Source organism: Halomonas sp. HK25, from assembly GCF_047795635.1.
In the GTDB taxonomy this organism is placed as follows: Bacteria; Pseudomonadota; Gammaproteobacteria; order Pseudomonadales; family Halomonadaceae; genus Halomonas.
The window spans coordinates 1,655,492-1,668,918 of sequence record NZ_CP181044.1; the positions used below are offsets into that span (position 1 = coordinate 1,655,492).

Genomic DNA, 13,427 nt, shown 5'->3' on the forward strand with positions numbered 1-13,427 from the left:
TCGAGGCCGCACGATGAAACGACCCGCCTTCGGGCTGGCCGGGCGGCGCATCATCATGCTGCTGCTTGTCCTGCTGGTGGCGCTCTTCCTCGGTGGCATGTGGCTGCTCTCCGGCCTCAACCTGCGCATCGCCGAATCGTCCCTGGCCGAGCTGCACCAGTACCAGATCCACGAGACCTTCCACGCCAACCTGGAGCGCATCGACGCCCACCATCGGCGCATGGAGCAGACTACCCAGGACCTGGCGCGGGTGGACCAGCTGCTCATCGAACTGAACGATGGGCGCGTGGCGGCCGAGGAGGCCCCGCGTCAGGCGCTGGCCGACTTTCCCGATGCCCAGCCGCTGATCGATGCGGTGCTCACCCCGATGCGCCAGGCCAACCTGCGGATCATGGCGACGGTGGGGGCGGGGGCGCTACTGCTGGCGCTGGTGATCCTGATTCTGGTAGCCGGCATGCTGCGCCAGCTGCGCACCCTCTATACCGATCCCCTGACCGGCCTGCCCAATCGAGCCCGCCTGCTGGCCGATCTGGAGGGGCAGAAGCCGGGCGCCCTGGTGCTGGTCAACGTCGACGGCTTCAAGCAGTTCAACGGCGTCTTCGGCCAGGCCTGCGGCGACCAGGTAATCCGCCACCTGGTGGCGCGCCTCGCCGGCGCGCTTGAGGGGCCTGAGTGGCGCGGCAGTCGGCTCTACCGCATGCCCGCCGACGAGCAGGCGATCTGGCTACCGGGCAGGCTCTCCCCGGCGGCACTGATGCAGCGACTCTGGACGCTGCAGGCGGCCGTGGGCAGCTCGCGGCTGACGTGGCGGGGGCAGGAGCTGGCGCTGCATGCCACCCTGGGGCTGGCCGCCACCTGGCAGCTCGAGCAGGAGGGCCGTGAGGCACTGATCTCCGCCGCCGGCATGGCACTGCGCCAGGCCCGGGAGCAGCAGCTGGGCAGCCGCATCCATGACCCCGGCATGCGAGTGCGGGAGGGCTACGAGCAGAACCTGGCCTGGGCCAATCGCCTCACTGCCGCCCTGGAGGAGGGGCGAATCGTCGCCTACTTCCAGCCGATTCTTACGCTTGCCAGCGGCCGGATCGCCAAGCACGAATGCCTGATGCGCCTGATCGACGAGCAGGGCGAGGCGATGAGCCCGGGTCAGTTTCTGGAGGTGGCGCGGCGTAGCCGGCTGCACCGGCGGCTGACCCTGACCATGCTCGAGTGCTGCCTGGCGGCCATGACCGACAGCGACCAGGCCTTTTCCCTCAACCTCTCCGCCGAGGACCTGGTGGATCCCGATGTGTGTGAGCCGCTGCTCGCCCGGGTGGCCGAGAGTGGCCTGGGCAGCCGGCTGATCCTCGAGATCCTCGAAACGCACAAGATCGGCAGCTATGCGGCGGTCAGCGATGCCATCGCCCGGGCCCGTGCCCTGGGGGTGAGCATCGCCATCGACGACTTCGGCACCGGCTACGCCAACTTCGAGCACCTGTTGCGCCTCGAGGTGGACCTGCTCAAGATCGATGGCAGCCTGATTCGCGACCTGGACAACGATCCCCAGGCCCTGACCCTGACCCGCGGCATTGTACGTTTCGCCCGGGAGCTTGGCCTCGAGACGGTGGCCGAGTTCGTGCATTGCCCCGAGGTGTTGGCGCGGGTGCGCGAACTGGGCATCGATCATGCCCAGGGTGCCTGCATCGGCATGCCCGTTCCGCAGCCGATGACCGAGCCTAGGCTGTCTTGAGCGACAGTCGTGCAAATCTACCGCAAGGCGCCGGCGCCCCGATGCAGTGGCGTCCAAAAAGCCTTACCATGGGCGCCCGCTGACAAGGAACGCCTCCATGCTCGACCGCCTGCCTTTCCTGATCGGGTTGCGCTACGTGCGCGCCAAGCGCCGCAACCACTTCATCTCCTTCATCTCGCTGACTTCCATGCTGGGCCTGATGCTCGGCGTGTCGGTACTGATCCTGGTGCTCTCGGTGATGAACGGCTTCGACCATGAGCTGCGCACCCGCATCCTCGGCATGGTGCCCCACGCCAAGGTCGAGTCGCGCACCGGCATGGTGGAGTGGGAATCCCTGGCCGCGCGGCTGATGGAGCGCGAGCGGGTGATCGGTGCCGCCCCCTTCGTGGAGCAGCAGGGCATGTTCTCGGTGGGCGGCCGCAACGAGGGCGCCATGGTCAATGGCATCCACCCCGAATGGGAGGATCGCGTTTCGATCATCGGCCGCCACATGCAGCAGGGGGAACTGGACGACCTGCAGCCGGGGGAGTGGAACATCGTGCTGGGCTCGATCCTGGCACGTCGACTCGGGATCGGGGTCGGTGACACCGTGACCCTGCTGGTGCCCGAGGCCTCGATCACTCCGGCCGGGGTCTTCCCGCGGCTCAAGCGCTTCACGGTGAGCGGGATATTCAGCGTTGGCGCCGATCTGGATGCGGCCCTGGCCTACGCCAATATCGAGGACATGCAGACCCTCGCGCGGCTCGGCGACGCCGTGGGTGGCCTGCGCCTGGAGCTCGACGACCTCTTCGAGGCCGGTGCGGAGACGCGCAGCATCATCAACGAGCTGGGGCCGGGCTATCGCGGTACCGACTGGACCTTCTCCCACGGCAGCCTGTTCCAGGCGATCCAGATGGAGAAGCGCATGATCGGGCTGCTCCTGACGGTGATCATCGCCGTGGCGGCCTTCAACATCGTCTCGACCCTGGTGATGGTGGTCACCGACAAGCATGCCGATATCGCCATCCTGCGTACCATCGGTGCCACGCCGCGCTCGATCATGGGCATCTTCATCGTCCAGGGACTGGCCATCGGGGTGATCGGTATCCTGGTCGGCGTGGTGCTCGGGGTGCTGCTGGCGCTGACCATCTCCAATATCATCGACGGGGTCGAGAGCCTGTTCGGCATCCAGTTCCTCGACGCCGGGGTCTACTTCATCAGCAACCTGCCCTCGCGCCTCGACTGGACGGACGTGCGTGATATCGTCGCGGCGGCCCTGGTCCTGACCTTCCTTTCTACCCTCTATCCGGCCTGGCGGGCGGCCAAGGTCAAGCCGGCGGAGGTGCTGCGCTATGAGTGAGACGACCATGCAAGCGACACCCGAGCAGGGCGCCCGCGCGGCGCTGGGCAGTATCATGCTGGAGTGCCTCGACCTGACCCGGGTCTACAGTGAGGGACCCCAGGACGTCACCGTGCTGGATGGCCTGGCGTTGACCGTCCACGCCGGCGAGCGGGTGGCCATCGTCGGCAGTTCCGGCTCCGGCAAGACCACCCTGCTCAACCTGCTGGGTGGCCTGGACCAGCCCACGCGCGGCGAAGTGCGCATCGCCGGCGAGTCGCTGCTGGCGTTGGGCGACGCGGCCCTGGGCCGTTTCCGCAACCGGCATATCGGCTTCGTCTACCAGTTCCATCACCTGCTGGCCGAGTTCACCGCCCTCGAGAATGCCGCGCTGCCGCTGATCGTGCGTGGGCAGCGCAAGAAGGATGCCGAGGCTCGCGCCCGGCAGCTGCTGGAGAGGGTAGGGATGGCCGAGCGCGCCAGCCACAAGCCCGGCGAGCTCTCCGGCGGCGAGCGTCAGCGGGTGGCCATCGCTCGGGCCCTGGTCACCGACCCGAGCCTGGTGCTGATGGACGAGCCCACCGGCAACCTGGACCAGCATACCGCGGCCAGCATCCTGGCGCTGATGGATGAGCTGGCGCGCACCTCCGCCTGTGCTTTCGTGATCGTGACCCACGACCCGGCGCTGGCGGCCCATCAGGACCGGGTCATGCGCCTGGACGAGGGGCGCCTGACCGAGCAGCCGCGGGGCCCGGAGGCGGGCTGAGCCCACCCCCGGCAAGCTGCCATCACTCGGTATCAGCAAACGGCCGTCCCTTGGGGCCGGCCGTTTGCGTAGGCGGGAAAGGTGGAGGTTACAGCGGGTCGTCCTCGCAGGGCGTTTCACGCCGACGCCGCCGCCGGGCCTTCCAACTGCGCGAGACCTGCCAGCGCCAGATCAGCCGGATCACCAGATTGCCGAGCAGTGCCAGGGCGATGGCGGTGACCACCGAGCCCACCGCCAGAACGGGCAGAATATCGGCCATCTGCTCGGCGATCCAGCGGGTGGAGAGGCGATCCGGGACCTCACGGGCCGGGGTGTTCATCAGCCAGGCGCCCAGCCGGTAGTTGCCATAGAAGATCAGCGGCATGGTCAGCGGGTTGGTGATCCACACCAGGCCCACGGAGAGCGGCAGGTTGGCGCGAGCCAGCCAGGCGCCAAGGGCGGCCACCGCCATCTGGAAGGGGATCGGCAGCATGGCGCTGAACAGGCCCACCGAGAAGGCGTTGGCCACGCTGCGACGACTCAGCACCCAAAGGGCGGGGTTGCCGATGAGGTGACTCATGAAACGCAGCGAGCGCTGACGCCTGAGTGTCTCGGGGTGGGGCATGTAGCGCTGTAGTAAGCGGCGCGGCATGGCGTCGGGCTCGCAGCATCGTGACGCCAGCTATTATCCATACATGAACCTGCCTACGCCATGGCGGCGCTTACACGCAGGGCGCCGTGGACGGGCAGTCATGCATCCACCCGGAGCAAGGGAATGCGACCAGGAATGGCCATCCCTCTGGCCCTGGCCGTCCTCGTTGGCCTGGGGCTGGGCAGCCGCCCGCCCCCGGGGCTGATCGAGGGGCTCGGTCTTCTCGCCCTGCCGGTGCTGGCCCTGCGACGGCCGGCCGCCTGGCTGCCCCTGGCGGCGCTGGTCGGGGTGACCGTCGGCGTGCTGCTGGCTCGCGGCGCGATCCTGCCGGAGGGACTGATCCGCGAGGATCTCGCCGTCGAGGGCCGCCTGATAGAGGTCGTTGAGGAGGCTCGTCTGACCCGCCTGACGCTTGAGGTGGCGAGCTGCCGTCCCCTGGCCGAGGGGCGCCCCGACTGCGATCGCCTGCAGCGGGTGCGTTTGAGCGCCTTCGAGGCACCGCCCATGCAGCCCGGCGAACGCTGGTCGCTGACCGTTCGTCTGCGCCCGCCGGCGGGCTTCGCCAATCCGCATACCTTCGACTATGAGGCCTGGCTTTGGCGCGAGGGCATCCAGGCCACTGGCTATGTGCGCCCTGAGCCGTCGCCGCGGCGGCTGGCCGAGTCCATGCCGGGTCTGCGCGAGCGGGCCCTGGCCTATCTGGAGAGGCGTGAGTTACCGCCACGCGCCCAGCGCTGGCTGGCGGCCCTGACCCTGGGCGCCGGCGAGAGGCTGACCGCCGAGGATTGGGCGCTGCTCAACGCCAGCGGCACCACCCACCTGATGGTGATCTCCGGGCTGCACGTGGGGCTGGTGGCGGGCTTCGCCCTGCTGCTGGGGCGCGGGGCGGCCCGGCTGGCGACGCCGGGCCGCTGGCGCCTGGCGGTGTGGCCCTGGTGGCTGGCCGGCGCGGCGGCGGCGGGCTATGCGACCCTCTCGGGCCTGGAGCCACCGGCGCTGCGCGCCCTGGTGATGGCGCTGGTGGGGCTCTGGGTGGCCAGCGGCCGCCACGCCCCGGGCCCCTGGCAGGGCTGGTGGCTGGCGCTGGCCGTGGTGCTGCTGCTCGACCCCATTAACGCCTGGCGCCCGGGGCTGTGGCTCTCCTTCCTGGCGGTGGCGCTGCTGATCCTGGCCTGGCAGGGGCGGCCTCGTCCGCGGGGGGCGCGCGGCTGGCTATGGGCGCTGGTCAGGACCCAGCTGCTGCTGGCGCCGCTGATGGCCGCGGCAGTGCTGCTGGCCTTCGCTCGCCTGGCGCCGGCAGCGCCGCTGGTCAACCTGGTGGCCGTGCCGGTGGTGAGCAGCCTGCTGGTGCCGATGGGGCTGCTGGGCTGGCTGCTCGCCCCCCTGCCGCCGATCTCGACGCTGTGTTGGTGGCTGTTCGCCCACCTGACGGAAGCGCTGGCCCGGTGGTTGGAGGCGGCGGTGGTCTGGCTGCCGCTGTGGCTCCCCGATCCGGCCCTGGTGACGCCGCTGGCGTTTTGCCTGGGGCTGGTGGCGCTGCTCTGGGTACTGCCGGGGCTGGCGGGCCCGCTGCGCGCCGCGGGCAGCCTGGCACTGGCCGCGGTGGCCATGGGCCTGGCGCCGTCGGGCATTCCCCATGGCCAGCTGGAGGTGCGGGTGCTGGACGTGGGACAGGGGCAGCTGGTGGAGCTGCGTACCGCGGGCTACCGAGCGCTCTTCGATGCGGGGCCGCGCTTCGCCTCCGGGTTCGCCCCTGTCAGCGTCCTGTGGCCCCCGGGCCAGCGCTTCGATGAGGTGATCGTCAGCCATGACGACATCGACCACGCCGGCGGGGTGCCGGTGCTGGTTGAGGGCCATCGGGTGGGGCGCTTCCTGGCGCCGTCCGGCGAGGCCATCGGCGTGCCCTTCGCGTTTTGCCGGGCCGGGGGGCGCTGGGAGCGGGACGGCGTGCACTTCCGCTTCCTGTGGCCGCCGGAGGACACGGCCGCACTGACCAGCAACGACCGCTCCTGCGTGCTGGAGGCGAGCGCGGGCGGGCAGCGACTGCTGATCACCGGCGACGTGGGGCGCCGGGTGGAACGCGCCTTCCTGCTCGACGCCGAGGCGCCGGTGACCCTGCTGGTGGCCGGCCACCACGGCAGCCACACCAGTTCCGGGCCCCAACTGGTCCAGTGGCTCACCCCGCGACATGTGGTCTACAGCGCCGGCCGGCGTAACGCCTTCGGCCATCCCCACGATGAGGTGGTGAGACGCTTCCGGGCGGCGGAGAGCTGCCAGTGGAGTACGGCGCTGGATGGAGCCCTGACCTTCCGGCTCGGGGGAGGGGCAGGGTGGTCCGTTGACAGCGTGCGGCGTCAGCCCTGGCGGTGGAGCGGTGTCGGAGCCGACTGCCTTGCGTTAGAATCGCCCTGAGATCGGGAACACGGATAAAGGGCACCTTCGAGGGAAAGCGCATGGACATGATGGAGGCCCTGATCGCCGGGGGCTGGCTGATGCTGCCGCTGCTCGGCTGTTCGTTGCTGGCCACGGTGATCATCATCGAACGATTCTGGACCCTGCGCGCCGGGCGCATCGCTCCCCCGGGGCTCGGCCAGGAGGTGTGCAACCTGGTGGCCCGCGGCCAGATCAACCTCTTCTGGCTGGAGAGCCACTCGCCGCTGGGCGGGGTGCTGGCCGCAGGGATGCGCAACGCCCGGCTCGGCCATGAGCAGGTACGGGCTCGGCTGCAGGAGGCGGGCACGGCGGTGATCCACGACATGGAGCGCTTCCTCAGCCCGCTGGGCACCATCGCCGCCATCGCTCCGCTGATCGGCCTGCTGGGCACGGTGGTGGGGATGATCGAGGTCTTCTCGGTGCTCGTCGCCGGCGACGGCGCCAGCCGCACCGCCGATCTGGCCGGCGGTATCTCCCGTGCCCTGGTGACCACCGCGGCGGGTCTGACCGTGGCGATTCCGGCGCTGATGTTTCATCGCTACTTCCTGCGCCGGATCGAGGACATCACCGTGCGCATGGAGGAACAGTCGGGCCAGGTGGTGGAGTTTCTCGCGCACTACGGCGGCGAGTTGACCCTGGCCGAGCGACACGAGCCCACCGGTGAGGAGGAGCGCCTCGAGGCCGACGGTCGTCTGGCGCCAAGGGTGAAACGTTCGTGAGGTTTGCGCGCACCCGCCGCGACCCGGTGGAGGTCAACCTTACGCCGCTGATCGATGTGGTGTTCCTGCTGCTGATCTTCTTCATGGTCTCCACCACCTTCGAGACCCGCCAGGCGCTGGAACTCACGCTGCCGGAGACGACCAGCGGTGTCGCCGCTGAGGTGTCGCCGGTGACGGTGGTGATCACCGCGGCCGGGGTCTACCGGCTCGGCGAGCGTGAGCTGGCCCCGGCCGAGCTGCCCGCCGCGCTGGCCGCCGAGGCCGAGCAGGCCCGCGAGCACGGCCTGGTGGTGGAGGCCGACGGCCGCGCCAGCCACGCCGACGTGGTGCATGTGCTCGACCAGGCCGGCCTGCAGGGCATCCAGCGGGTGCGTATCGCCACTACCGAGAGCCGCTCGAGCGAGACGTTGTCCAGCGAGTTCTGGCCCAGCGAGATCTGGCCCAGCGAGACCATTTCCCCACCAGCGGAGACGCCGTGAACCAGGACGGGACCCCTCAACACTCGGGCTGGACGCTCTACAAGCGCCTGCTGAGCTATGTGCGCCCCCACTGGCGCTCCTTCGCCCTGGCGATCGTCGGCTATGTCATCTATGCCGCCTCCAGCACGGCCCTGGCCGAGATGATGAAGCGGCTGATCGATGGCATCCAGGACCCCGACGCCGGCTTCCGGCTCTTTCTGCCGATGTTCGTGGTGGGCATGTTCGCCGCCCGCGGGCTGGGTACCTTCCTCGGCACCTACTTCATGAGCAACGTGGCGCGCAACGTGGTTCACGCCCTGCGCTGCAACGTCTTCGACCACATGTTGCACCTGCCGGGACGCTTCTTCGACAGCCATTCCAGCGGCCACTTGATCTCGCGGGTCACCTACCACGTGGAGCAGGTGACGGGGGCGGCCACCAAGGCACTGACCATCCTGCTGCGCGAAGGGCTGTTCGTCATTGGCCTGGTCAGCTACCTGCTGTGGACCAACTGGATGCTGACCCTGCTGTTCCTGACGGTGACGCCGCTGATCGGCGGCGTGGTCAGCTATGCCAGCAAGCGCTTTCGGCGCATCTCTGCGCGCATTCAGGCCTCCATGGGCGACGTGACCCACGTTGCCTCCGAGGCCCTCTCCGGCTATCGGGTGGTGCGCACCCATGGCGCCGAAGGCTTCGAAAAGGCGCGCTTCGCGGCGGCCAGCGAGTACAACCGCCAGCAGAGCATGAAGGAAGCCTTGACCAAGGCGATCAGCACCCCGGTCATTCAGCTGCTGGTGGCGCTGGCGCTGGCGGTGCTGGTGTGGCTGGCGATGTCGCCGGCGCTGATGGATAACATGACTGCCGGTGAGTTCGTGGCCTTCATCACCGCCGCCTCGCTGATGGCCAAGCCGGTGCGCCAGCTCACCGAGATCAACAGCGAGATCCAGAAGGGGCTGGCCGCCGCCGCCGAGCTGTTCGGCTTGCTGGAGGTGCCCGCCGAGCGCGACGAGGGCCACCATGAAGCCGAGCGTCTCGAGGGCCGGGTGCGTCTCGAGGGTGTGCGCTTCCGCTACGCAGAGGGCCAGCCGGAGGTGCTCAAGGGGATCGACCTGGATGTGGCCCCGGGGGAAATGATCGCCATCGTCGGCCGCTCGGGCAGCGGCAAGTCGACCCTGGTGGGACTCCTGCCGCGCTTCTACCGGCCCACCGAGGGGCGAGTGCTGATCGACGACGTGCCCCTGGATGACTACCGGCTGGCGCCGCTGCGCCGCCAGATCGCCCTGGTGTCCCAGCAGGTGACCCTGTTCAATGCCAGCATTGCCGACAACATCGCGTACGGCGTACCGGGTGCCGACCCGGCGGCCATCGAGGCCGCCGCTCGGGCCGCCCACGCCCACGAGTTCATCGAGCGCCTGCCCGGTGGCTATGCCACCGTGGTGGGCGACAACGGCGTGATGCTCTCCGGCGGCCAGCGCCAGCGCCTGGCCATCGCCCGTGCCATCTTCAAGGATGCGCCGTTGCTGATCCTCGACGAGGCCACCTCGGCATTGGACACAGAATCCGAGCGCCATATCCAGGCGGCCCTGGAAGAGGTCTGCAAGGGCCGCACTACCCTGGTGATCGCGCACCGTCTGTCGACCATCGAGCGCGCCGACCGCATCCTGGTCATGGAGCAGGGTGAGGTCATTGAGCAGGGCAGCCACGCCGAGCTGATCGGCCGTGACGGCGCCTACGCGGCGCTGCATCGCCTGCAGTTTCAGGAAGCGGACCCGGCATGAGGGGGGTGGGGGAGCGCTGGCTGGCGGCGGCCTATGCGGGCTCGCCCTGGCTGGCCCTGCTGCGCCCTCTGGAGGGGCTCTATCGCGTCGCCGTAGCGCGTCGCAGCGCCGCCTACGCTGCGGGCCGCCGGGAGGTATGGCACGCCCCGGTGCCGGTGATCGTGGTGGGCAACCTGACCCTGGGCGGCACCGGCAAGTCGCCGCTGGTGGCCTGGCTGGTGCGCCATCTCGTCGCGTGCGGCTGGCGACCCGGCATAATCTCTCGCGGCTATGGTGGGAAGAGCGCCGCCTATCCTCTGCTGGTCGATGACCAGACGCTTGCGGCGCAGTGCGGCGATGAGCCGCGCATGCTGGCCGACCAGGCCGGCGTGCCGGTGGTGGCCGACCCGGACCGGCCCCGCGGCGCCCGGCGGCTGCTGGCGGAAGGTTGCGATATCCTGATCAGTGACGATGGCCTCCAGCACCTGGCGCTGGGGCGCGATCTCGAACTGGTGGTGGTGGACGGTGCGCGGGGCTTCGGCAACGGGCGCTGCCTGCCGGCCGGGCCGCTGCGTGAACCGCTCTCGCGCCTCGGCGGCGTGGATGCCGTGGTGGTCAACGGCGAGCCCGCCTTCCCCCCGCCCGCCGGGGCCTTTCGCATGGGCCTGGCGCCGGTGGCCTGGCGGCGTCTGGGCGACGGTGAGCGGCGTGCGCTCTCGCCGCTACCGTTCGACGGTCCGGTGCACGCCGTGGCTGGCATCGGCCGCCCGGCGCGCTTCTTCGAGACCCTGGCGGGGCTGGGCGTCGAGGCGATGCCGCACCCCTTCGGCGACCACCACGCCTATCGCGCCGCGGAGCTCGCCTTCGATGATGGCCGGCCGCTGGTGATGACCGCCAAGGATGCCGTGAAGTGTCGCGGCCTGGCACCCACGGACAGCTGGGTGCTGGAGGTCGAGGCCGCGCCCGATCCCGCCTTCGTTCGCTGGTTCGAGGAGCGGCTGGCGGCGCTGTGCCCGCCGCCGGCGGACACCCGGGACGACATGAATTCGCGAGCCGGCGGTGCGCCGGCTCACCATCAGGAGTGAGGTGAACACGATGGACAAGGAACTGCTGGCCATGCTGGTCTGCCCGCTGTGCAAGGGCAAGCTCAAGTACCGGCGCGAGGCCGAGGAGCTGCACTGCCTGTTCGACGGCCTGGCCTATCCGGTGCGCGACGGCATCCCGGTGATGCTGCCCGAGGAGGCGCGCCAGCTCAGCGTCGACGAGAAGCTTCATGATTCGCCCGGACGCACGGGGGAGACGTGATGGCCGAGCGCGAGTTCATCGCCGTCATTCCGGCACGCTTCGCCTCCTCACGCCTGCCCGGCAAGCCCCTGGCCCAGATCGCCGGCGAGCCCATGGTGGCCCATGTCTGGCGGCGCGCCTGCGAGAGCCGGGCCGTCCGGGTGGTGGTGGCCACCGACGATGCCCGCATCGAGACGGCCCTGGCGCCGCTTGGCGCCGAGGTGCTGATGACCCGCGGTGACCACCCCTCCGGCACCGACCGCCTGGCCGAAGTGGCCGAGCGGCTGGGCCTGGCCGAGGAGGCCGTGCTGGTCAACGTCCAGGGTGACGAGCCGCTGATACCGGCGACGCTGATCGATCAGGTGGCCGACCGGCTGTTCGACGATCCCGAGGCCTCCATCGCCACCCTGGCCGAGCCGATCAGCGACGTGGAGAGCCTCTTCAATCCCAACGTGGTGAAGGTGGTTCGGGCACTCTCCGGCCGTGCACTCTACTTCTCTCGCGCCCCCATCCCCTGGGATCGCGACGCCTTCGTCGCGCGCCCCGACCTGCTCGAGACCGACGCCTGGCTGCGCCACATCGGCCTCTACGCCTATCGCGTCGGCTTTCTGGCCGAGTATCGTGACTGGTCACCCGCGCCGCTGGAGCGGCTCGAGCATCTTGAGCAGCTGCGTGCCCTGCATCACGGTCACGCCATTCAGGTGGCCCTGGCCCGAGAGCCCCATCCCGCCGGGGTCGATACCGCCGAGGACCTGGCCCGGGTGCGGGCCCTGCTGGACACCGCCAACGACAGGGGAGGTGACTGATGCGTGTGCTGTTCGTCTGCCTGGGCAATATCTGCCGTTCGCCAACCGCCGAGGGGGTGTTCCGTCGCCTGCTCGACGAGCGTGGGCTGGCTCACCGGGTCGAGGTCGACTCCTGCGGCATCGGCGACTGGCATGTCGGCAAGGCGCCGGATCCGCGCACTCATGAGGCCGCCACTCGCCGTGGCATCGACCTCTCGGCGCTGCGCGCCCGCCAGCTGGCGGATTCGGACTTCGCCACCTTCGACTACCTGCTGGCCATGGACCACGACAACCTGGCGGCCATGCATGCCCGCGCACCCGAGACACTCGACGCCCATCTGGGGCTGTTCCTCGAGTTCGCCGGCCAGCCAGATCGCGCCGTGCCTGACCCCTACTATGGCGGCGAGCAAGGCTTCGAGGAGGTGCTCGACCTGGTGGAGCAGGGGGCTCGCGGCCTGCTGGCACAGATCGAGGCGCAGCTGGAGCGCCGTCCTTGAATCCGGTGCCTTATCCTCCGCGTGACCTGTCGAGTGCCAGTACCCTGGGCCTGCCCTGCATGGCGGAGCATTTCGCCGCCCCCGCGAGCCTGGCCGAGTTGCAAGCGGCCCTGGCCGAGGCGCGCGCCCGGGGGTGGCCGCTGACCCTGCTCGGCGGCGGCAGCAACCTGATCCTGCCGGAGCGCCTGTCCGGGCTGGTCATCCGGCCGGCCATGGCGGGCTGGTGGGTCGAGGAGGGTGAGGGCGACAGGGTGCGGGTCCACGCCGAGGCGGGGGTGGTCTGGCACGATCTGGTGATGGCCCTGGCCGGCCAGGGCCTGTGGGGGACCGAGAACCTGGCGCTGATTCCCGGCCACTGTGGTGCGGCGCCGATCCAGAATATCGGCGCCTACGGGGTCGAGCTCTCCGAGGTGCTCGAGGCACTGCAGGTGGTGGACCTGGCGGACGGTCGCGAGGCCTGGATGACGCCCCAGGCGTGCGCCTTCGGCTATCGGGACAGCGTCTTCAAGGGCCGCCTGGCGGGGCGGGTAGTGATCACCCGTCTGGTGCTGAACCTTTCCCGCCGGGGAGAGGCACGGCTCGGCTACGGCGACCTGGCTGGTCGAGTGGGAAAGGACCCGACGCCACTGGAAGTGGTCGAGGCGGTGTGTGCCATTCGCCGCGACAAGCTGCCCGACCCGGCTCGGCTCGCCAACGCCGGCAGCTTCTTCAAGAACCCCGTGGTGGAGGCGGCGCTGGCCGAGCGTCTGCTGGCCCTGGATCCCGAGATGCCGCATTTTCCCCAGCCCGACGGGCGGGTCAAGCTGGCCGCCGGTTGGCTGATCGACCAGAGTGGCCTCAAGGGCCTCTGCGAGGGGCACTTCGGTGTGCATGATCGTCAGGCGCTGGTGCTGGTGCACTTCGGCGGGGGCAGTGCCGCGGAGCTGCTCGCCTTCGCCGAGCGGGTGGCCCGCCGCGTGCTTGAGCGCTTCGGCGTGGCCCTGGAGCGCGAGCCGCGCCTGGCCGGCTAGCGATCACATGGCCTGATGGCCTGACCTGAAACGACCGCGCCCG

General features: G+C 69.9%; 13 protein-coding genes. 12 read left to right on the forward strand and 1 reads right to left on the reverse strand.

All coding sequences use genetic code 11. From position 1 onward, the window contains the following. Window positions 1-13: 13 nt before the first annotated feature. The 3 genes from ACM26W_RS07960 to ACM26W_RS07970 all read left to right on the forward strand — a co-directional run bounded on the left by ACM26W_RS07960 (window position 14) and on the right by ACM26W_RS07970 (window position 3,810). Window positions 14-1,726, forward strand: a complete 1,713-nt coding sequence (locus ACM26W_RS07960) for an EAL domain-containing protein (protein ID WP_416140290.1) — start codon at window positions 14-16, stop codon at window positions 1,724-1,726. A gap of 97 nt (window positions 1,727-1,823) precedes the next feature. Beyond that, complete coding sequence (locus tag ACM26W_RS07965) at window positions 1,824-3,065, forward strand: lipoprotein-releasing ABC transporter permease subunit (protein ID WP_416140291.1); 1,242 nt, start codon at window positions 1,824-1,826, stop codon at window positions 3,063-3,065. Beyond that, entirely contained in the window at window positions 3,058-3,810 is a 753-nt protein-coding gene (locus ACM26W_RS07970) for an ABC transporter ATP-binding protein (RefSeq protein ID WP_416140292.1), read from the forward strand. Before ACM26W_RS07965 ends, ACM26W_RS07970 begins: the two co-directional genes overlap by 8 nt. Window positions 3,811-3,898: 88 nt before the next feature. On the opposite strand, the gene ACM26W_RS07975 is transcribed toward ACM26W_RS07970, so the two are convergent. After that, entirely contained in the window at window positions 3,899-4,441 is a 543-nt protein-coding gene (locus ACM26W_RS07975) for a DUF2062 domain-containing protein (protein ID WP_416140293.1), read from the reverse strand. A 135-nt stretch (window positions 4,442-4,576) separates the two neighbouring features. Here ACM26W_RS07975 and ACM26W_RS07980 point away from each other — a divergent pair, with 135 nt between their 5' ends. From ACM26W_RS07980 to murB, 9 genes are read left to right on the forward strand one after another with little or no spacing between them, the layout of a single operon-like run. Continuing rightward, a complete protein-coding gene (locus tag ACM26W_RS07980) occupies window positions 4,577-6,853 on the forward strand; it encodes a DNA internalization-related competence protein ComEC/Rec2 (protein ID WP_416140294.1) in 2,277 nt (758 codons plus the stop codon). A 41-nt stretch (window positions 6,854-6,894) separates the two neighbouring features. After that, on the forward strand, window positions 6,895-7,593 hold the full coding sequence (locus tag ACM26W_RS07985) for a MotA/TolQ/ExbB proton channel family protein (protein ID WP_416140295.1): 699 nt from the start codon (window positions 6,895-6,897) through the stop codon (window positions 7,591-7,593). After that, window positions 7,590-8,072, forward strand: coding sequence for an ExbD/TolR family protein (locus ACM26W_RS07990; protein ID WP_416140296.1), 483 nt, complete (start codon window positions 7,590-7,592; stop codon window positions 8,070-8,072). Before ACM26W_RS07985 ends, ACM26W_RS07990 begins: the two co-directional genes overlap by 4 nt. Continuing rightward, window positions 8,069-9,829, forward strand: a complete 1,761-nt coding sequence (msbA, locus tag ACM26W_RS07995; RefSeq protein WP_416140297.1) for a lipid A export permease/ATP-binding protein MsbA — start codon at window positions 8,069-8,071, stop codon at window positions 9,827-9,829. Before ACM26W_RS07990 ends, msbA begins: the two co-directional genes overlap by 4 nt. Continuing rightward, complete coding sequence (gene lpxK, locus ACM26W_RS08000) at window positions 9,826-10,893, forward strand: tetraacyldisaccharide 4'-kinase (RefSeq protein WP_416140298.1); 1,068 nt, start codon at window positions 9,826-9,828, stop codon at window positions 10,891-10,893. Before msbA ends, lpxK begins: the two co-directional genes overlap by 4 nt. A gap of 10 nt (window positions 10,894-10,903) precedes the next feature. Beyond that, window positions 10,904-11,113 carry a Trm112 family protein gene (locus ACM26W_RS08005; protein ID WP_416140299.1) on the forward strand — a complete coding sequence of 70 codons (210 nt, stop codon included), beginning with the start codon at window positions 10,904-10,906 and terminating at the stop codon, window positions 11,111-11,113. After that, a complete protein-coding gene (gene kdsB / locus ACM26W_RS08010; protein WP_416140300.1) occupies window positions 11,113-11,898 on the forward strand; it encodes a 3-deoxy-manno-octulosonate cytidylyltransferase in 786 nt (261 codons plus the stop codon). The genes ACM26W_RS08005 and kdsB overlap by 1 nt, the downstream gene beginning before the upstream one ends. Next, entirely contained in the window at window positions 11,898-12,374 is a 477-nt protein-coding gene (locus tag ACM26W_RS08015; RefSeq protein WP_416140301.1) for a low molecular weight protein-tyrosine-phosphatase, read from the forward strand. Before kdsB ends, ACM26W_RS08015 begins: the two co-directional genes overlap by 1 nt. Continuing rightward, complete coding sequence (gene murB / locus ACM26W_RS08020; RefSeq protein ID WP_416140302.1) at window positions 12,371-13,384, forward strand: UDP-N-acetylmuramate dehydrogenase; 1,014 nt, start codon at window positions 12,371-12,373, stop codon at window positions 13,382-13,384. Before ACM26W_RS08015 ends, murB begins: the two co-directional genes overlap by 4 nt. Window positions 13,385-13,427: the final 43 nt, after the last annotated feature.

Excerpts from the sequence above, each read along its gene's own strand:
- ACM26W_RS07975 (WP_416140293.1), bottom strand. The coding sequence starts at position 4,441 with ATGCCGCGCCGCTTACTACAGCGCTACATGCCCCACCCCGAGACACTC.
- ACM26W_RS07970 (WP_416140292.1), top strand. The coding sequence starts at position 3,058 with ATGAGTGAGACGACCATGCAAGCGACACCCGAGCAGGGCGCCCGCGCG.
- ACM26W_RS07965 (WP_416140291.1), top strand. The coding sequence starts at position 1,824 with ATGCTCGACCGCCTGCCTTTCCTGATCGGGTTGCGCTACGTGCGCGCC.
- ACM26W_RS08005 (WP_416140299.1), top strand. The coding sequence starts at position 10,904 with ATGGACAAGGAACTGCTGGCCATGCTGGTCTGCCCGCTGTGCAAGGGC.
- ACM26W_RS07960 (WP_416140290.1), top strand. The coding sequence starts at position 14 with ATGAAACGACCCGCCTTCGGGCTGGCCGGGCGGCGCATCATCATGCTG.
- lpxK (WP_416140298.1), top strand. The coding sequence starts at position 9,826 with ATGAGGGGGGTGGGGGAGCGCTGGCTGGCGGCGGCCTATGCGGGCTCG.
- ACM26W_RS07980 (WP_416140294.1), top strand. The coding sequence starts at position 4,577 with ATGGCCATCCCTCTGGCCCTGGCCGTCCTCGTTGGCCTGGGGCTGGGC.
- ACM26W_RS07985 (WP_416140295.1), top strand. The coding sequence starts at position 6,895 with ATGGACATGATGGAGGCCCTGATCGCCGGGGGCTGGCTGATGCTGCCG.
- kdsB (WP_416140300.1), top strand. The coding sequence starts at position 11,113 with ATGGCCGAGCGCGAGTTCATCGCCGTCATTCCGGCACGCTTCGCCTCC.
- ACM26W_RS08015 (WP_416140301.1), top strand. The coding sequence starts at position 11,898 with ATGCGTGTGCTGTTCGTCTGCCTGGGCAATATCTGCCGTTCGCCAACC.